Raw genomic sequence first — 18,790 nt, forward strand, 5'->3', positions numbered from 1 at the left:
CCCCTTTTCAGTAAGCTGAATGAGATACACCACTATTGTAAAAACAGGCCTGGCCATTCTTTGGCTGGGCTTCAATGCACCCGTCGCTTCCGCGCAAACGGTCGGCCAGCCGCTGCCTGCCTGGCAGGAGGGCGAAATGGATATTCACCATATCAACACCGGTATGGGTAATGCGACGTTCATGATCCTGCCCGACGGGACCACGTTTCTGGTCGACGCAGGTGCGCTCGATCCTACGGAGGCGCGCACGCAAAGCCCGCGTAACACGAAGGCCAGACCCAATGCCGGGCGTCAGCCCGGTGAATGGATCGCACGGTATATCCGGAAGGTTTCCAAAGCGCCGGTAGTGGATTATGCGCTGATGACCCATTTTCATGATGACCATATGGGAACGCCTACATCGGTTTCCAAACGGTCGGAGCAGGGCAAATATGCTTTGGCGGGCATTACTGAGGTGGCCGAGTTTGTGCCGGTGAAAAAGATCATCGACCGCGGCTGGCCCGATTATTCCTATCCGCAACCATCGACGGATACCATGGTACGAAATTACCGGGCGTTCCTGGAATGGCAGGTGAAGAACAGAGGGTTGCGTGTAGAGGTAAGCGTTCCGGGTAGAAACGACCAGATCGTGTTGCTGCATGATCCTCAGAAATACAAAAATCTGTTTGAGGTACGGAATATTTCGGCCAACGGTGAAATCTGGACAGGCGTGGGCACAACCACCCGGAAGTATTTTCCCGAATTGAAAGACCTGAAACCTGAGCAATATCCGAGTGAAAATATGTGCAGCATTGCCACCCGGGTCAGCTACGGGAAGTTCGATTACTTTACAGGAGGCGATACGCCGGGCGTTTTGCAACCGGCCGTCCCTGCCTGGCATGATGTAGAGACGCCGGTAGCGAAAGCCGTGGGCCCTGTGGATGTTCATATTCTTGACCACCATGGTAACCGGGATTCGCAAAACGATTTCCTGTTGGGCGCATTGCGGCCCCGCGTGTTGGTAATACCGGTCTGGTCGTCGGACCACCCCGGGCACGATGTGCTCGACCGCATTTACTCGCAACGAATTTACCAGGGCGAGCGGGACGTATTTGCGACCGATATGCTGGAAGCCAATAAGCTGGTGATCGGCGAGCTGCTGAACCGTTTGAAAAGCGACAGCGGCCATGTGGTTGTGCGGGTGGTAAATGGGGGAGGTAGTTACCGCGTTTTTGTGCTGGACGACCGGGACGAGCAGCTCAAAGTCAAATCCATTCACGGGCCGTATACCTCCCGTTAAAAGGAAAGCCGGAAGCGTTTTCCGGCTTTTGGTATTTAAAATGCTGCCTTGTCTATTTCAAGCGCAGTTTGGCCGATTTGGGCGTGATCCCGATTTCCCGTGCTGGTATGTGAACCTACTTTTGACCCGTCAATCATTCACATACCAAACAAATAAAATGATGAAAATCAACACGGGTGTTTCCTTTAAATCTGTACTTTTTTCCGCTTTACTCGCATTCGGGCTTATTTCCTGCAACAATGATGAGGCCTCTGGCAACCAACCGGTACCGGTACCGGTGGATTACCATCTGACAGCTAAAACGCAATTTGTGGAAGCGGGAGGCGTGAAATATGCCTATCGTATTTTGGGCGACCAGGCGGGTATTCCGCTGGTATTGCTGGCGTCGCTCGGCAGCTCAATGGACGACTGGGATCCGGCCATTACCAATGGGCTGGCGCAGAAATATAAAGTGATATTGTTCGACAACCGGGGCGTAGGAAGTTCCACGGGACAGGTGCCTGCTACGATTGCGGAAATGGCGACCGACGCCGTTGGGTTTATAAAGGCAATGGGCCTTACAAAAGTAAATTTGATGGGTTTTTCGATGGGGGGCTTCATTACCCAGCAAATCCTGTTCACCGAACCGGCGTTGGTCCATAAAGCCATTCTGACGGGCACCGGGCCGAAGGGAAGCGAAGGGCTTGCAAATCTGCCGAACATCATCGCATCGACTGCCAACCTTACCCCCGAAGAAACCTTCCTGAGGTTCGGATTCACCCAATCGGAAGCAAGCCTGACCGCGGGGAAAGCATCTTACCAGCGCATTCAGCAACGGAAAACCGATCGTGACCAACCTTTGAGCCAACAAGCCGGTGGCGCGCAGCTGACGGCGGTACTAGCCTGGGCGAAGCCTGCTCCCAATGCATTGAATGAGCTGAAAGCCATTCAGCAGCCGGTGCTGTATGTGCAAGGTAAAAATGATGTACCCGTGCCGGTGATCAATGCCATTTATGCCTCGCAGAGTATCCCTAACGCGAATCTGGTGGTATACCCCGACGCGGGCCATGCCGCATTCTGCCAGTACGCCGGTCGGTTCGTGCAGGAAGCGGTTGATTTTCTGGCACAGTAAAAGCTATTACATCACTTTCGAAGTAGGTGCCGTTCGGACATTTTCCGGGCGGCACTTTTGCTTATAAACAGCTACTTAGGTCCCCGCAGGATAAACGGTATTTTATTTGCTTTGAAATCGGGAAACGGAGCAATACATTTGGTTGAAACAAAGGTAATTAATCAACTAAACGACATTTTTATGGGCCCGATAAATTATGAAGAGTTGACCAATTATTTTTCCTGGGCCGTGCTGATTGGAACAGGTAGCTGGGGGGTATATTCAGTTGTCAAGGCCTTCTCCATATTTTTCAAGGATGAAGTTACATTCTATAATCCTGAGAATGGCAAGACGATCACATTCAGAAAACATCCCCCCAAAGATTTTGACAAAGAAATGTTAGATTTTTGGAAATAAATGCAATTACAGAAGAGCAGGAAAAGGAGCCCGGTCAATAAAGCTAACAATACTGTTACTGCGGTTGCCTCCTTTTATTCCACACTATTTCTTCAACTTCCAGAATTCGTGTTCAAAGGAGTTATCTCCGTTTGTGCGCCCGTTTTCGGGTATCTTACATTCATTGCCTGGAAATTATTGAGTGCGCATGGGCGTCTGGCTTATTACGAATATGAAGCCAAAAAACACATTACTGAGCTGGAAATCGAGAAAGTGAAACCGGGATTATGTAGTGAGGACGTTCGGGAGATCGAATTGAGAATCAAGAATTACAGGAATGCCATTCACGAGCGGAGAATGATTGTACTGGAAGGAATATGATGAGTTTTTGCAACCCCGGCACCGTTCCGGCACCGGGGAGGGAATCTTACAAAGTAGCCATATCAATCACAAACCGGTACCGTACGTCGCCTTTGAGCATGCGCGCGTAGGAAGCGGTGATGTCTTTGATGTCGATCAGCTCGATGTCGGATACGATGTTATACTCGGCACAGAAATCAAGCATTTCCTGCGTTTCGGCAATGCCTCCGATACCCGAACCCGCCATGCTCCGGCGGCCGGTCAGCAGCGAGAATGGCTGCACAGAGTAGGGTTCAGTGGGCACACCTACATTGATGAGCGTTCCGTTCGTGCGAAGCAGTGATAAGTAAAGATCCATATCGTGCACGGCAGAAACCGTGTCGAGGATGAAATCGAAGCTGCCTTTCACGGCTTTTACCTGCTCAGGATCGGAGGTAACTACGAAATGATGTGCACCAAGGTCTTTTGCGGCCTGCTCCTTGGAAGCAGAGGTACTAAGCACAGTTACCTCGGCACCAAATGCAACACCGAATTTTACACCCATATGGCCAAGGCCGCCGAGGCCGAGTACCGCCAGCTTGTGGCCTTTGCCTACTTTCCAGTGGCGCAGCGGGGAATAGGTAGTGATGCCCGCGCACAGCAATGGAGCGGTGGCAGCCAAGGGCAGTTTGTCAGAAACCGAGAGTACAAATTCTTCGCGCACGACAATGGTATTGGAATAACCACCATAGGTAGGCACTCCGCTGCGGTCCAGGTTATTGTAAGTTTGGGTATTACCTTCGAGGCAGTACTGTTCCAGACCGTCCTTGCAGTTTTCGCAAACCTGGCACGAATCGACCATACAGCCTACACCGGCGAGGTCGCCCGCTTTGAATTTCTTCACGTGCGCGCCTACCTGCACGACTTTTCCGACAATTTCATGGCCGGGTACCATCGGGAAAACGCCTGGAAACCATTCGTCCTTGATCTGGTGAAGATCGGAGTGGCAGACGCCGCAATAGTGGATTTCGATCTGAACGTCGTGCGGGCCGACGTCCCTTCTTTCAAATTCCCACGGAGCCAGATCGGTCTCCGGTGTTTGGGCTGCGTATGCTTTTGCTTGTATCATGTCAGAAAAAGGGGTTTAATACGGTCACAAAATTAGCAGGCAGTTTTCTATCGGGATTAATACTTTCAAATCAATGCTTATAGTTTTCAAACAATGCCTTTTGCGGCTCTGTTTTCGCCTACTTTCTTTTTCGTGAGTTGTGCTGATGCGTTCCCTCTCATTAAAAGAAACAGCGTTCGTATATCTGAAATGATGCGCGATTCGTTTATTAAATCATGTTAGCCAGACGTATATATGTAATGCGTTCCCGCGTGTATTCCGCTGCGGAACTTAATTTATACATTGCTGCGTTACCGGCTCATAGCGAGTAATTTAGTGCAACTTAGAACTATTACAACCATTTACAGGCGAAGTATGCAATTTCGGAAGCCGGAGGCATTTGCGTTTTTCTTATCCTTGTGGGGCATAAGCTTGGTATGTTGTGCCCAGAAGCCCGGTTTGCCGGGTATGGCTCCGTCCAAATGGATTACCTTTCGCACGACGCACGCGCCGGGGAAGGTTTACCGCTTCGCGAACGGAGGCACCAAGACTTTCACCAACGAGGAAATGTATGTGAGGGCATGGTTGCCAGTACTCAATAAAAAGAACTTCGCGGTGGTTCTCGGTCCCAATTACCGGGCGGAGCAGCTTGAATTCAAGAGCAGCGGCGAGAATCCGGCCAAAAAGTTCGAAGGGTGGAACCTGCGCACGTTTGCATTGGACCTCAACTCGTTTGTGAGGCTGGATAGCACTTCCTGGATTTTGCTGACCTCGCACATCAACAAGACGGGGAATTTCGCGATGCTATCCGCCAAGGAAATTCCGCTGAACTACACCGTTTCAGCTTCCTATTTGAAAAGGACCTCTCCTAACAAGGAAATCGGTGCGGGGATCATTTTCAACAAAAGCTACAAATTGACCTTCCTGCCGGTTTTTGTCTTTAACTACAACCTCTCGGAGAAAGAAGGCATCGAAATTATGCTGCCCAAGAAAATGGCCTGGCGGCATAACCTTTCGCCCAACGACCGGCTCTATTTCAAAGCCGAGGCCGTTACGCGGACGTATTACCTTAACCGTGTAGCCGAAGGCACGCCCGACGTATGCCGCAGGATTGATGTCGATATGGGCATTTCTTATAACCGCAAATTCGGGAATTTTGCCGGCGTGGAGGTGTTTGGCGGTTACCGCAAGAACATTTCCAATAAGATGGTGCAAGATGCCGTTCCCGTACGCACTTCGGGGTTGGCAGCCACGGTCGAATTTTACGTTCAACCGCCCAGTTTCAGGGGTAAATCGCGGAAATAGGGCTTAACAATATGTTGATTTGAAGCACAGGGAATTAACTTTTGGGTAAAATCGGCCGGTGTAGTTTTACGCAAACTAACCTGGACAAAGATGAAACCCTTTTTACTTTCCCTTATTTGGACAGCCGCGGCCGTCGCGATATTGAATAGCTGCACAGACCACGGTCTTCCCAATGAAACTTATCCCGACAAGGCCGAAGCGCAGAGTCCGACGGTCGTGACCCAGGTCGGTAATGTAAAAGTATACAATGGTGGTTTCGGGTCGGCTGTGGCGCAGGACCCGAACGATCATATGGCATTTTACCTGCTCACCGACCGCGGTTCCAATATCGATGGTACGGTTGCCGATTCCAAAGTATTCGCCGATCCGGGCTTTGCGCCGCAAATCGGCAAGTTCCGGCTGATCGGCGACCAACTGGTGCTGGAAAAAACCATTGAGTTGAAAAACGAAAGCGGGGCTAAACTGAGCGGCCTCCCTAACCCTCCCGGATTCGGTTACACCGGAGAACTGGCGCTGGACGTTAACAACAATACGCTGCCTAACAGCATCGACGGGCTGGATTCAGAAGGCCTGGCGCTCGCGAAGGATGGAACGTTTTGGGTGAGCGATGAATATGGGCCGCATATCGTCCATTTCGATGCGAACGGCAAGACAATCGAGCGGATCAATCCATTTGGCAGCGGCGCAGGCGGCCGTAAAATCCCGCTGGTTTTTGCCAAAAGACGTCCGAACCGCGGAATGGAAGGGCTTACCATCACGCCCGATGGTAAAACGCTCGTCGGTATCATGCAATTCCCGCTGTACAATCCGTCCGCGTCGGATGTGTCGGGCTCGCTGGTGACGCGTATCCTTAGCTTCGACATTGCTACCGGCGCCAGTAAGGAGTATGTGTATCTCATCGACCGCGCGAATTTGCAGGCGAACAGCGAAATTGTGGCGATAGACAACACGACTTTCCTAGTGCTCGAACGCGACGGTGAATATGCTACCAATGCCAACCGCGCAACAGTAATCAAAAAAGTGTATAAAATCGACCTGGGTAATGCCACCGATATTTCCGATCCGGCCAACGGCGTGAGCGGCAAGTTGTACGGTGGACTCACCGTAGAACAGTTGAAAACCGACGCTAACCTGTCTGCGAATGGTATCAAACCCGTAACCAAGACGCTTGTAGCGGATTTGATGACTGATATTCCAATGCTTTATCCCCACGATAAAGCCGAAGGTATTGCGATTATCAATTCCACCACCATTGCTATTTCCAACGACGACGACTTCGGCGTAGTGGGCGTGGGCGGGGCGTATGCACAGAAAATCCTGCCGGCAACCGGCGTGGTGGATCGCAACACGATCTATTTCGTAAAGCTGAAACAGCCTCTTTGGTAACAATCCAGATTTTTGCTGGAAAAAGGCGAGCAGGTAGTACTTCATTCGGTGGATATCGATAAAGCCGACGAGCTGGAAGGTTTCACACTCAGGGGTAGTTCTTCGAAAGACATCGCGGTGAGGTCCTCCCGCAAAAGCAATGTGCATCAGGTGCGCGTAAGCTGGTAATCGGTCACTTCTGATTCTTGAAAATTTTACATTTTCATAATAAACACGTTCGATTCACTTAATAGTCCAAAAATACTTTTGCGCTCGATTTTTGAGCGCGAAGTAGATGGGTTTAAAAGTGAATCGCAGCGTGTTTTCTTGTTTTTGTTAAATTTTTTAAAACTATTATGAAGAAACTGATACTGCCAATTGTTCCGTTGGTAATGACAGGTATCCTGGTTTTCAGTCCGGGCAGGCATGCAGTGGCTTCCGGTAAAGGCCGGATGATGTTTGAAAGGCCGGCCCGCGCATTGACCGTGACGGGTAAGGTAGTGGACGAAACCGGTCAGCCGTTGCTCGGTGTGACGGTTTTGGAAAAAGGGACCAACAAAGGTACTGTAACCGACGCTGCGGGTACGTTTTCGATTGACGCCGGCTCAGGCGCTACGTTGGTTTTTTCATTTGTGGGCTTCATCGCACAGGAAGTGGTGGTTTCGGGCAATGCGCCGCTGGCCGTTACTTTGAAAGAGAATGCGATGATGCTGAACGAGTTTGTGGCGGTAGGTTACTCGACGATGCGCAAAAGCGATCTTACCGGCGCTATTTCCAGCGTTAAGGCAAAGGAGTTGAACCTCAGTACGCCTACTGTCGGGCAGGCATTGGTAGGTAAAGTGGCTGGTGTGCAGATCTCGCAGGTGAGCGGCGCGCCTTACGTGGGCACGAAGATCCGCGTGCGTGGTGTGGGTTCGGTGAACGCGAGCTCAGACCCGTTGTACGTGATTGACGGCTACCCGGCTGGTAACGATGTTTTCATTAATCCGAATGATATCGAATCGATCGACATCCTCAAAGATGCGGCGTCGGCTGCCATTTATGGCTCCCGCGCTGCGGGTGGGGTGGTGTTGATCACGACCAAAAGAGGTAAGGAAGGTAAAGGCCGGCTGGAATATGAATACCAGTTTGGCGTGAACCAGCTCAGCAAAAAGGTCGATCTTTTGAATGCTTCCGAATTTGGACAACTGATGATCGACGGCCGCAATGCGAGCTACCGCGACCTGATGGTGAATGCAGGCAAAACCTGGAACGACGGCATGTACTCCGACGACAATGCAACCCGTATCAAAAACGTGGGTAATGCAGGCTCTGTGAGTATCCCGACCGATCTCTACGATTTCGCGAACCAGAAGCTCATCACTCCGAAATACAATACCGACTGGCAGGATGAACTTTACCGTAATGCACCGGTGCACCGTCATAATGTCTCGTTTTCGGGCGGGAAGAATGGCCTGCGGTATGCGATCAGCGGTGGGCAGCTCAATCAGCAGGGAATTATCCTGAGCACCGGCCAGCACCGGACCAACTTCCGGACGAACCTGGATGCTGATGTGAACAAAAAGCTGAAAGTAGGTGCGAACCTTGCATTTACCTATAACACCAACCGTGAGGTGCAGGAAGGCCGTTTCGACAAAGGGCCGATCCTTGGTGCATTGATCTACATGCCGATTTTCAAAGCATACAATGATGATGGAAGTCTCGCGAAAAACGAAGCTGCCTCATTGAGCTCGGCTTATGGCTATCAATCGATCGAAAACCCGGTAGCATTGGCGACCGAAACGCATATCAACCGCAGAGGTCAGCGTGGTACGTTTAGCGGCTTTGCGACTTATGAGATCATTCCCGACCTGAATTTCAAGGTTAACCTGGGTTTGCAGACTTACAATGAGAAATACGAATTTTATTCTCCTACCAGCCTGAGTAGCGGTGCAAACCCTCCGGGGTCGCCCCAAGCGATTGCCGCAGCGAATGCGGTATCGCAGATGACCACGCAAATGGACAAGCTTGCGGAGTTTACATTGAACTACAAAAAGCAGCTCGGTAAGCACAGTATCGATGGTTTGGTGGGCTATACGGTGCAGGAAAACAACCGTGACATCGTTTCGGTAACCGCCCGCGGGTTCTCTAATGACCGCATCGAGGAAATTACCGGAAAGGGTGCAGACGCAACCCTTTTCGCGCTGAATACCGGAACCGACCAAACCGGCAAAGTGAACTGGACGCTGCTTTCCTACCTGGCGCGGGCGGCATACAATTATGATGGCAAGTATTATCTGACAGCCACTTTCCGTACCGATGGTTCGTCGCGTTTCGGCCCTAATAACCGCTGGGGGAACTTCCCGTCGGTGTCTGCCGGCTGGAATATTTCAAATGAGGAATTCTACAAAAATGCATTAGGCAATACTTCTACACTTAAACTGCGTGCAAGCTGGGGATTGAGCGGTAATAACAACATCGGTAATTACAACTTCCTCCAAACAATGGCGGCTCCCGGCGGTGTGGTATACGGAAACGGTTCTGTCAATACCGCATTGTGGGCGACGGGTATCAAAGACCTGAACCTGGGCTGGGAATCGACCTCGCAGTACAACTTCGGTGCCGACCTGGGCTTGTTTAACGATCGTTTGTCGATCATGGCGAACTACTACATCAGCCGCTCGTTCAACCTGTTGTTCAACCAGCCGCTGTCGGCCATTTCCGGTGCTTCCACGATTTTGACTAACCTGAGAAATTCGAAAGTACAGAACAAGGGTATCGACCTTCAAGTGGACGCCCGTGTGATCTCCACCAAAGATTTTGACCTGAATGTAGCCGGTAACATTTCGGTGAACCGCAACAAAGTGCTCGATATGGGAGGCGCCAGTACGATCATTACCAACGGTGCCGAGCGCTCGTACCTGACGCACATCACGCAGGAGGGCCAGCCGATCGGTATGTTCTATGGTTTCAAGGTGAAAGGAATGGTGCGCGAGAAGGATATGGAGAATATTGCTGCTGATAATGCGGTTTACAATTCTTCCACGCAGTCGTTCCCGGCTGGCTACCAGCTCAAAGGGCCGGCGCGCTCTACGGCTTCTACCAACCCGCTTCGCCCTGGTGACCTGTATTTCGAAGACGTGAACAATGATGGTGTTGTAAACGATGCCGACAAGCGGGTGATCGGTTCGCCGCATGCGAAATTCACTTACGGTTTCGCGATTACGGCCAGCTATAAAAGCTTCGATTTCAGTTCGTCATTCAACGGAACTTATGGCAACAAGGTACTCGACGGACAGGACTACTACCTCTACAATATGGAGGGTTCGGGTAACCAGTATGCCAAAGTGGCGAACCGTTACCGTTCGGAGTCGCAACCGGGCGATGGGCATGTGTACCGCGCCTCACGCGGGGGGACGCAAAGCAACAGCACACGTTTGTCGACCTTCTATTTGCAGGACGGCTCATTTCTAAGATGTACCAACCTGACGTTGGGCTACAACATGAACAGCATCGGCAGCCTGACCAACAATGCCATCAGTGCATTGCGTGTGTACGTAGGTGTGGACAATGCTTTCACTTTGACCAAATACCTGGGCTACAACCCTGAGGTGGATTACAACAACGGGGCCAACCTGACGCCGGGTGTCGACTACGGAAAATACCCGCTCGTGCGTGCCTACAACATCGGTGCCCGTATTACATTTTAAGCAGCAGAAGAGATGATCAAGCGTAAATACATTTTCAATACATTGTTTTCAGCATTTGGATTGGTGGCTCTTGCAGGGTGTTCCAGCGATTTCCTCGATCAGGAAAACCCGAATGCGGTGTCGGCGCCCACTTTCTACCGGACGCAAGACGACGTGGCCCTGGCCGTGAACGGTATCTACAACTCGCTCCGCGATGGCAACGGTATCGGGGAAAACAGCGGGCTGTTCAGTGAGGAACGGTCGGATAATACCGGGCGTAACGATAACCAGTCGAATGCGGGCGAGCCGTTCCAGTTCAACGACTTTTCGCTTTTGCCCAGCAACACTTACCTGAAAAGCCACTGGCTGACGCTGTTCCAGATGGTAACGCGTTGCAACCAGGTGCTGGCGGGTATCGAGCGTGTAACTTTCACCGACGCTAACCTAAAAGAGCAGTACAAAGCCGAAGCGAAATTCATCCGCGCATTGACCTACTTCCACCTTGTGCGCAAATGGGGCGATGTGCCTTTGGTTACGAAAGAACTGCTCAGCACCGACGAGGTAACGGCCGCTACCTTTCGCGAGAAACAGGCTGTGGTGTACAACCAGATTGTACAAGACCTGAAAGACGCCGTAGCTTCGACGCTACCAGACAAACAGACTGCGAATACCAAGGGTAAAGTCACCAAAAATGCCGCCAATGCATTGCTGGGTCAGGTGTACCTCACTATGGCGACTACCCTGGGTACGGCAGACCGTACCGCTAACCTGAACGAGGCAAAAAAATACCTGACGGCTTCCTACAACCTGCGCTCGTTCGGCGAGTTGAAGGAAGTTCCTTATGCGGATGTGTTCGATGTGGCTAAGAAGTCGACAAATCCGGAGACTATTTTTCAGGTGGTGAACAAGCAGGGCGATATCAATTTCTCGTCTTCGATCGCACGCAACAACCAAGCCAAAGGAGAGACGATCAACTCATTGTTCGCATCGTCGGGTTCGGGTGGTAATGTTACGCCTGACCTCGTGCAGGATTATGAGGAAGGTGATGTGAGAAAAGACTTTTCGATCAAATTTGCCAACGATCCGATCGTGAAGGACTATTTCATTACCAAATACCGTGACGCCAGCTCGGCAGCGACAACCAACGGCTACGGCGGCAACGACTGGATTCTGATCCGCTACGCCGACGTGATCCTGATGCTCGCCGAAGTGCATATGCAACTGGGCGACGAGCCGACGGCAATCGGGTTCCTCGACCAGGTCCGTGAGCGTGCGGGCCTGCCTAAATATGCAGTTTCCAAAGCCAATGCCGAATACGCAGCCAAATATCCAACCTTGAAACTCGCTATCCTCCACGAACGCCGCGCGGAGCTTGCATTCGAAAACCATCGCTGGTTCGACTTGCTGCGCTTCTTTACGACCGACGAGCTGGTGGCTTATTTCAAAAGCAAAAAGCAGGAGAATTTCGGTATCGCGAAACTCAGCAACTTTGGCAAAAAAGATCGTTACTATCCGATCCCGTTTGACGAAACCAAACTGAACCCGGAGAAAATGTACCAGAACGAAGGTTACTAAAACCTGAACCGGACTATCACTAAGCCCTGTGCCGGAAAAGCGCAGGGCTTTTTGTTTTGAAGCATATTATATTTGAAATGATATTCTAAAAAAGCACCATGCCGCAACGCCTGATTTCGATCCTCCAACTCACGCACGCGATCCCTTCCTCGGACCAGGAAACGATCCTGAATGCATTTAAGATGCGGCAGTTCCGGGAGGGTGATGTGCTATTCAAAGGCGGGAAGATTTGCCAGGAAATGTTTTTTGTACTGACTGGCGTGCTGCGCATTATGGTCACCAATGAGAAAGGCAACGAGGTAACGCATTACTTTTTGAAGGAAAATCAGTTTTGCACGATCCTGAATAGCTTTAACAACCACGTGACTGCGCACGAGAGCATTTGCGCCGCCTGCAACGTGCAGGTACTGAGTATTACCAAAGCCGATTTGTGGGCGCTTTACACGCGCGTGCCTTACCTGAAAGCGGTGATAGACACGATCACTAACCAGACGCTGCTGGAAAAGATCCAAATCCGTAATGCGTATCTCGGTCAGGATTCGGCTATGCGGTACCAGCAATTTCTCGCGCGCCAGGCCGATATCGCCACACGCGTGCCGCTTTCCGACGTTGCCTCTTACCTTGGCATTACGCCGCAGTCGCTTAGCCGCATTCGGAAAAATTTGCGCTGAAAACCGTTTTTACCATTTGTTAAGTGCTTTGGCAGCCCGCTAAGGCAGATTTGCATTGTCAAAAACAAATCAGTACAAATGGAAACTTCGAATTCAGCATTTTCCCTCAATGGTAAAAGAGTGGTGCTCCTGGGTGGCAGCTCGGGATTGGGGCTGGCTACGGCCAAGGCGGCAGCCGCAGAAGGCGCAAATGTGATCATCGTGTCGAGCAATGCGGCGCGGGTGCAAAATGCCGTAGCGGAATTGCCCGGTAACGGCTTCGGTATGCAATGCAACCTTTCCGATGAAGCATCCGTAATGCAACTATTTAAAGAAATCGGCACGTTGGATCACCTCGTTTTCACAGCTGGCGAAAGCCTTTTGTTAAGTAAAATCGCCGACACGGAAGTTGCTACTGCCCGCGCATTTTTCGATCTCCGTTATTGGGGCGCATTCATGGCGGTTAAATATGCGGCGCCCAGGATCAATGCGGGCGGCTCGATCGTGCTCACAGGCGGGATCGTGAGTGCGCGCCCGAATGCGGGCTGGTCCATAGGCGCGAGCATTTGCGCAGCGATGGACGGTTTTACGCGTTCTATGGCCGTAGAGCTGGCACCGGTACGCGTGAATCTGGTTTCGCCCGGTGTGATCCGTACGAATTTATGGTCGTCGATGGCCGAAACAGAGCGTGATGCATTCTACGGGCAGGTCGCGGCTGCGTTACCGGTGCGCCACATAGGTGAGGCCGAACAGGTGGCGCAAACTTATATTTACCTTATGAAACAGCCTTTTGCCACCGGGCAAATCCTCGTTACCGATGGCGGCGCCGTGCTCGTTTGATCAACCCGTGATCTTACAATTCAACCCGCGATCTCCACATGCAACCCGTTTTGCTGCAATGCGGTTGTTTTTGCGGCGTCGGCACCAGCATCTGTAATGAGGGTGTGAATGGCAGAAAGCTCAGCAAACTTTACATAACTGTCCCTGCCGATTTTGGTAGCGTCGCAAAGCAGCATTACCTGCCCCGCATTGCGGATAAATGCGGTCGTGATGGTCGATTCGTGTTCGCTGTGCGCGGTAAGGCCGTTTTCTGCGGACAGGCCATCCACGCCGATGAATGCTTTGTTTGCGTGGTAGCCATTGATATGCTGAACGGCTTTATCGCCATGAACAGCTTTTCGCGCCTTGTTAAGTTCCCCGCCGATCAGGTTGATCTGGATCGAAGCCACATCGATGAGTTCAGCCAGAACAGGCAGTGAATTGGTAATCACGCGAATGCTTTTCTTCTTCAAAAAACGACACATCTGAAACACGGTACTGCCGCAGTCGAGGAAGATAATGTCGCCATCCTGCACGTAAGAGGCTGCTCTTTCCGCGATCCGCTCTTTAACGGGGCTATTCACACCCGATTTTTCCGAAAACCCGGTCAGTATCGGGTTTTCGATTTTCATCGCGCCTCCGTGCGTGCGCAGGAGCAATCCTTCCTCTGCAATATCTCCCAGGTCGCGGCGTATCGTTGCCGGTGATGCGTCCAGAATTTCGGCCAGTTCGAATACGGTGAGGCTTTCGGCATCGTCCAGCGCGGCGAGAATTTTTTTCTTACGTTCTTGAAAGTTCATCGTAAATAGTTACTTTTGATCAATATTAATCAAAAACGATTAATATTGATCAATGATATCAGCTGTAAATGGCACTAATGCGCGTCAAAAGTAGCATATCTGATCATTTTTAATAAAATCATTTCACTTAAATCCCATTAGCCATGCGTGGATTAATGATCCTGGTTGCCGGGCCGTACCGGTCGGGGACGAATGACGACCCCGCTTTAATGCGTAAAAACCTCGATAAGCTCGAATCGGTTACGTTGCAGCTGTTCCGTGCCGGGCATTTGCCGGTAATCGGGGAATGGGTGGCGTTGCCGCTACTCAAACTGGCAGGCTCCAAAGCGCCGGGCGATGCGCCTTATGAAGAAATTTTGTACCCGGTAGCCGGGCGCCTTTTGCAGAAATGCGATGCCATTCTCAGATTGGAAGGGGAATCAAAAGGGGCCGACGAAGACATCAGAATCGGCCGGGAGCGGGGGTTGCAGATTTACTATAACCTCGCCGATGTGCCCGGTTGCGGGTGATCAGAGCAGATTGGGCTGGCGCGCTTTGTTTTTGTCGAACATCGGTACCGAAATGTAGAAACAAGTTCCGGATCCCGGGATGCTTTCCAGCCAGATTTTTCCCTTCTGGGCCTTGATGAATTCCATGCAGAGCATCAGGCCCAGACCAACGCCTTTCTCGTTATTAGTACCGAAGGTCGATTCGACATTGAGCGAAAATACCGACTGCTGCTTTTCCCATGACATCCCAATGCCGTCGTCCTGCACGGAAATAAGGCAGTTGTTGCCCTGCGCTTCGGTTTTTACCATAATATGACCGCCCACACCGGTGAACTTGATGGCATTCCCTACGATGTTCCGCAGGATGAGTTGCATCATGTCGCTATCGGCATAAATGCTGGCGGAAGGATCGAAATAATAATCCAGGGTGATGTTTTTCCGGGCCGCAATGTTGCGTTCCAGGTTCATCGTGGGTTCAAAAAGCGATTGCACGTTCAGGTATTCCAGGTGCGCCGAGACCCCGTGCAGCTGCGATTTGGACCAGTCCAGCAGCTTTGAAAGCATGGCCAGCGTGTTTTTGGTCGAGTTGAGGAGTTCGTTTTCGATGTCGAGCTTTTGTTCTTCTTCCAGCTCGTGTTGGGTAAGCAATTCCAGGAAGTTTTGGATGCTGGCCAGCGGCGAGCGCAAATCGTGTGCGACAATGGACATCAGTTTATTTTTCTCCGCATTCAGCTTTTCGAGCTCTTCATTCTGCTTGACGATCTGAACGTTCTGCAATTCGATCGCCTTCGATTTTTCGAGGGTGGACAGCTTTTCGCTTTCATAACTTCCCCTGATGTAATGAATGCAGAAATAGGTGATCGCCGCAACCACCGCGTAGGCCGACATGTGGTCGACAAACCGGTTGGATCGCGTGGTGTACGTATCCGGCACCAAGTGAGGATAATAGAACTCAATGAGATTCAGGATGATCAGCACCGTGACGTTGATCGGGATCCACACTTTATACTGATCGGCAGGGCTGATGGCGATGCTGAGCAGCAGGAAAAGCAGAAAGAACAGGTCGGTAGGCCCGAGCAGGCCTGAGTTGAGGAAATAGTTGACCAGGAAAAGCGACAGACCAACAATATTAGCTATCAATGTACTGATACTGACCATATTCTTGAAGCGGGACGCATAGTACAGCGCCACCGTGATCAGCAACACGATAAGACTGGCCAAGGCTATTTTTGGCAGTCCTATCGCATAGTTGAACGGTACATTATAAAGCAGTGCAAAGGTTGATATCAGGCATACCGAATGGAATATGCGGGCATTCATCGGGAACACTGACGGGTCACCGGATAAATTGATCCATGTCCGATAGATTGAATCTTTGAGAGGCAAGATGTGTAGGGTTTCTTTCCTACAAATATAACGTACGCATTTTCATTAAACACAAGTAGAATTAATATTAATTGGCGTGTGGAGATCTATTTAACCTTTGATGCGGTTCAGCTCATCTTCCGAACCGGATCTTCTGCTGCGCGCCGCCTTGATCTCCTTGCTTCCAAAACGGTAATTGAAGGTAATGCGCAGCATCTGGCCTTCAAAACGGAACCGGAGGCGCGTTTCGATGCCCGCATATGCCGACGTGTACCCGCCGCGTGCGGTGTGAAAAATGTCGCTGAATGTTGCTTTCAAACTGGCATTATCCTTCCAGAATTTCTTTTGAACACCAATGTCCACCATCCCCATTTGCCAGTTGTAATCGATACGGCGGTAGGGCGAGTTGTACCAGCCCGACAGCTCGATCGTCCAACTGTTTTTAAGCTTGAAAGTGTTCTGGCCGTTGAGGTTGAATGCGGTCGTCCGGTTGTTGACCACCACACCATTATCCAGCGCGGCCTTCCAGAGGTTGTGGTACCCGCTGATATTGAAATTGAGCTCCCACCATTTTGTGATCGGCGTGGTAATGCTCATATCCAGGCTGAAACCCTGCGAATAATCGAGGTTTTCAGTGATAAAGTAGGTGCGGCTGCTATCGTAGGGAATGCGCAGGCCCACAACCGGGAACCTGGTGCGCCGGTACCCGAACGAAGTCGTGAGTATGCCCTTGTAGACGTGCGAGAGCTTGAAACTGTTGGCGTATTCGGGTTTGAGGAACGGGTTTCCTTTGGAATAAACGAGCTCATCAACACGGTATTCGAAAGGGTTGAGGTTCTGATAACTCGGGCGGTTGATACGGCGACTGTAATTGAGGTTCCAGGTGTGGTTTTTGGACGCCCGGAATGAAATAGCACCACTTGGAAAGAAGCTCAGATAGGTCGTATCGACTTTATCCAGGTCGTTATGTTTGTAGCTCGTCAGGTCGCCCAGCGATTTGGTGTGTTCGGCGCGGAGCCCGGCTTGCAGGTCCCATTTTTTACCAAGGGAAATATTGTAGTTGACATAAGCGGCATACACGCGTTCAAGGTATTTGAAGCGGTTGCTGCGGTTGGTGTCGATCACTTCAACATTTTGTAAAACATTGAAGAAATTGAATGTATTGTCCGATTTTACATCCGACAGTTTCACGCCATACCCAAGTTTTCCCTTCCTGAATGGCTGTTCATAGTCGATTTTGAAGGATTTAATGGTAATATCCACGGGTGTTTTCGAAACGTAATTCCGTTCGATAGGCTCGTTGCCGGTTGTCTGAAAATGGTATTTGTTGGGCTGGTAACTGATCCCGCGTGAAGAGAACCGGCCGTAATCGGCATCGATGTTCAGTTCATGCCCGGTGGTGTCGGCATAGCGGTAATTTACGTTCACATTCAGGTTTTTGTTTTTCTCCGGGTTGGATGTCCGCGACGACAGAATGAGCGAGTCGGCAGTCAGATTGTTGCGTTTGCTGATGAAAGTCTCGCTCTCTCCGCCACCGTTGTGATTGCTGATGCGGCCATTGGCACTGAAACCCAGGGTATTTTTGGAATTGATAAAATAATCGGCCCCGATTTTGGCGCTGTGCGTCGTGTCGCGCCAGATGCCATGCCATAATTTATTGTAGGCTACATTGTTGAGGATCTGGTCGTCGTAAGTCGTATTATGCCATGCTCCCTGGTTGAAGCCGTAGTTACCGAACACGTTGAGCTTCTTGTCGCGATGGTTCAGGTTCAGCGATGCATTGTATTTAGGTGTTATCCCAAACATGCCCCCCAGGCTCACATTGCCGTTGGTACCCAGCTTGGCATTTTTCTTAAGACGGATATTGATAATGCCGAGGTCACCCGCCGCGTCGAATTTAGCCGAAGGGTTCGTGATGATTTCAATCGCTTCGATGTCAGCCGAATTCATGCTTTTTAACGTGGAGGCAAGGTCTTTTCCTGCTAATGGAGAAGGACGGCCGTCGATATAAATGCGGACGCCCGTTTTGCCCCGTACCAGGATATTTTCATCCCTGTCGACCTGCACGCCTGGGGATCGTTGCAGGAGATCGAGCGCGTTGGAGCCAGTAGCATTAATGCTCGCTTCCACGTTGAACACCATCCGGTCGTTTTTGACCTCTATGAGTGGTTTGATGCCGGTTACCTTCACCTCATTCAGCTGTTTCGCCTCGGGTAACATGGAAACGGCGGGCAGCTTCACATCCTGGCCGGCTACATCGAACACGGCCGAATGGTACATTTGCTGGCCTACCGCCGAAATGCGGACAAAATACTTGCCATCGGGTATACCGCTGATCTTGAATGAGCCCTGTTCGTCGGCGACGTCGGCTTTTACAAGGGTGGAGTCTTTGGATTGGTTAATGGAAACCGCGGCAAATCCGACGGTCTCATTTTGTTGATTTTTGACAAGGCCGCTTACTGTGAACGTCTGGGCGAAACCGGCAAAGGGAAGTCCATAAATTAGCAGGCTGAGTAGTGTTTTTTTCATAAATGGCTAATATT

The 18,790-nt window shown here is 50.9% G+C and carries 16 protein-coding genes; 12 read left to right on the forward strand and 4 right to left on the reverse strand.

Annotated elements, in window-relative coordinates:
- Positions 1–19 precede the first annotated feature (19 nt).
- The 4 genes from J2Y43_RS17545 to J2Y43_RS17560 all read left to right on the forward strand — a co-directional run bounded on the left by J2Y43_RS17545 (position 20) and on the right by J2Y43_RS17560 (position 3,146).
- A complete protein-coding gene (locus J2Y43_RS17545) occupies positions 20–1,279 on the forward strand; it encodes a hypothetical protein (RefSeq protein ID WP_309985030.1) in 1,260 nt (419 codons plus the stop codon).
- Positions 1,280–1,436: 157 nt separating this feature from the next.
- Entirely contained in the window at positions 1,437–2,390 is a 954-nt protein-coding gene (locus J2Y43_RS17550) for an alpha/beta hydrolase (RefSeq protein ID WP_309985032.1), read from the forward strand.
- A 180-nt stretch (positions 2,391–2,570) separates the two neighbouring features.
- Positions 2,571–2,786: a hypothetical protein gene (locus J2Y43_RS17555; RefSeq protein WP_309985034.1), complete on the forward strand. Its 216-nt coding sequence runs from the start codon at positions 2,571–2,573 to the stop codon at positions 2,784–2,786.
- Positions 2,787–2,894: 108 nt separating this feature from the next.
- Positions 2,895–3,146, forward strand: coding sequence for a hypothetical protein (locus J2Y43_RS17560; RefSeq protein WP_309985035.1), 252 nt, complete (start codon positions 2,895–2,897; stop codon positions 3,144–3,146).
- A 46-nt stretch (positions 3,147–3,192) separates the two neighbouring features.
- Here the strand turns inward: J2Y43_RS17560 and J2Y43_RS17565 are convergent, their stop codons facing one another.
- Positions 3,193–4,233: an NAD(P)-dependent alcohol dehydrogenase gene (locus J2Y43_RS17565; protein WP_309985037.1), complete on the reverse strand. Its 1,041-nt coding sequence runs from the start codon at positions 4,231–4,233 to the stop codon at positions 3,193–3,195.
- Positions 4,234–4,680: 447 nt separating this feature from the next.
- Between J2Y43_RS17565 and J2Y43_RS17570 the strand changes: the two genes are divergently transcribed.
- The 7 genes from J2Y43_RS17570 (at position 4,681) to J2Y43_RS17600 (ending at position 13,615) form a co-directional block, all read left to right on the forward strand.
- Positions 4,681–5,517, forward strand: a complete 837-nt coding sequence (locus J2Y43_RS17570; RefSeq protein WP_309985039.1) for a DUF6268 family outer membrane beta-barrel protein — start codon at positions 4,681–4,683, stop codon at positions 5,515–5,517.
- A 90-nt stretch (positions 5,518–5,607) separates the two neighbouring features.
- The gene (locus J2Y43_RS17575) at positions 5,608–6,903 is read left to right on the forward strand and encodes an esterase-like activity of phytase family protein (RefSeq protein ID WP_309985041.1); all 1,296 of its coding nucleotides are present in this window, start codon (positions 5,608–5,610) and stop codon (positions 6,901–6,903) included.
- Between the two features lie 12 nt (positions 6,904–6,915).
- Positions 6,916–7,071 (forward strand): hypothetical protein, encoded by a 156-nt coding sequence (locus J2Y43_RS17580; RefSeq protein ID WP_309985042.1) that lies wholly within the window; start codon positions 6,916–6,918, stop codon positions 7,069–7,071.
- A gap of 167 nt (positions 7,072–7,238) precedes the next feature.
- Positions 7,239–10,571, forward strand: coding sequence for a TonB-dependent receptor (locus J2Y43_RS17585; RefSeq protein ID WP_309985044.1), 3,333 nt, complete (start codon positions 7,239–7,241; stop codon positions 10,569–10,571).
- A gap of 12 nt (positions 10,572–10,583) precedes the next feature.
- A complete protein-coding gene (locus J2Y43_RS17590; RefSeq protein WP_309985046.1) occupies positions 10,584–12,125 on the forward strand; it encodes a RagB/SusD family nutrient uptake outer membrane protein in 1,542 nt (513 codons plus the stop codon).
- Between the two features lie 98 nt (positions 12,126–12,223).
- The gene (locus J2Y43_RS17595; RefSeq protein ID WP_309985049.1) at positions 12,224–12,796 is read left to right on the forward strand and encodes a Crp/Fnr family transcriptional regulator; all 573 of its coding nucleotides are present in this window, start codon (positions 12,224–12,226) and stop codon (positions 12,794–12,796) included.
- Positions 12,797–12,874: 78 nt separating this feature from the next.
- Positions 12,875–13,615, forward strand: coding sequence for an SDR family oxidoreductase (locus J2Y43_RS17600; RefSeq protein ID WP_309985051.1), 741 nt, complete (start codon positions 12,875–12,877; stop codon positions 13,613–13,615).
- A 20-nt stretch (positions 13,616–13,635) separates the two neighbouring features.
- On the opposite strand, the gene J2Y43_RS17605 is transcribed toward J2Y43_RS17600, so the two are convergent.
- Positions 13,636–14,394, reverse strand: coding sequence for a DeoR/GlpR family DNA-binding transcription regulator (locus J2Y43_RS17605; protein ID WP_309985053.1), 759 nt, complete (start codon positions 14,392–14,394; stop codon positions 13,636–13,638).
- A 143-nt stretch (positions 14,395–14,537) separates the two neighbouring features.
- On the opposite strand from J2Y43_RS17605, the gene J2Y43_RS17610 reads away from it, so the two are divergent.
- A complete protein-coding gene (locus tag J2Y43_RS17610; RefSeq protein WP_309985055.1) occupies positions 14,538–14,903 on the forward strand; it encodes a DUF4406 domain-containing protein in 366 nt (121 codons plus the stop codon).
- Here the strand turns inward: J2Y43_RS17610 and J2Y43_RS17615 are convergent, their stop codons facing one another.
- A complete protein-coding gene (locus tag J2Y43_RS17615) occupies positions 14,904–16,103 on the reverse strand; it encodes a HAMP domain-containing sensor histidine kinase (RefSeq protein ID WP_309985058.1) in 1,200 nt (399 codons plus the stop codon). It lies immediately after the preceding gene.
- A gap of 255 nt (positions 16,104–16,358) precedes the next feature.
- Complete coding sequence (locus tag J2Y43_RS17620; protein ID WP_309985060.1) at positions 16,359–18,776, reverse strand: outer membrane beta-barrel family protein; 2,418 nt, start codon at positions 18,774–18,776, stop codon at positions 16,359–16,361.
- Positions 18,777–18,790 lie beyond the last annotated feature (14 nt).

The sequence above is a fragment of the Dyadobacter sp. BE31 genome (genome assembly GCF_031457695.1).
In the GTDB taxonomy this organism is placed as follows: domain Bacteria; phylum Bacteroidota; class Bacteroidia; order Cytophagales; family Spirosomataceae; genus Dyadobacter.

Excerpts from the sequence above, each read along its gene's own strand:
- J2Y43_RS17545 (WP_309985030.1), top strand. The coding sequence starts at position 20 with ATGAGATACACCACTATTGTAAAAACAGGCCTGGCCATTCTTTGGCTG.
- J2Y43_RS17550 (WP_309985032.1), top strand. The coding sequence starts at position 1,437 with ATGATGAAAATCAACACGGGTGTTTCCTTTAAATCTGTACTTTTTTCC.
- J2Y43_RS17555 (WP_309985034.1), top strand. The coding sequence starts at position 2,571 with ATGGGCCCGATAAATTATGAAGAGTTGACCAATTATTTTTCCTGGGCC.
- J2Y43_RS17565 (WP_309985037.1), bottom strand. The coding sequence starts at position 4,233 with ATGATACAAGCAAAAGCATACGCAGCCCAAACACCGGAGACCGATCTG.
- J2Y43_RS17570 (WP_309985039.1), top strand. The coding sequence starts at position 4,681 with ATGGCTCCGTCCAAATGGATTACCTTTCGCACGACGCACGCGCCGGGG.
- J2Y43_RS17575 (WP_309985041.1), top strand. The coding sequence starts at position 5,608 with ATGAAACCCTTTTTACTTTCCCTTATTTGGACAGCCGCGGCCGTCGCG.
- J2Y43_RS17585 (WP_309985044.1), top strand. The coding sequence starts at position 7,239 with ATGAAGAAACTGATACTGCCAATTGTTCCGTTGGTAATGACAGGTATC.
- J2Y43_RS17590 (WP_309985046.1), top strand. The coding sequence starts at position 10,584 with ATGATCAAGCGTAAATACATTTTCAATACATTGTTTTCAGCATTTGGA.
- J2Y43_RS17595 (WP_309985049.1), top strand. The coding sequence starts at position 12,224 with ATGCCGCAACGCCTGATTTCGATCCTCCAACTCACGCACGCGATCCCT.
- J2Y43_RS17600 (WP_309985051.1), top strand. The coding sequence starts at position 12,875 with ATGGAAACTTCGAATTCAGCATTTTCCCTCAATGGTAAAAGAGTGGTG.
- J2Y43_RS17605 (WP_309985053.1), bottom strand. The coding sequence starts at position 14,394 with ATGAACTTTCAAGAACGTAAGAAAAAAATTCTCGCCGCGCTGGACGAT.
- J2Y43_RS17610 (WP_309985055.1), top strand. The coding sequence starts at position 14,538 with ATGCGTGGATTAATGATCCTGGTTGCCGGGCCGTACCGGTCGGGGACG.
- J2Y43_RS17620 (WP_309985060.1), bottom strand. The coding sequence starts at position 18,776 with ATGAAAAAAACACTACTCAGCCTGCTAATTTATGGACTTCCCTTTGCC.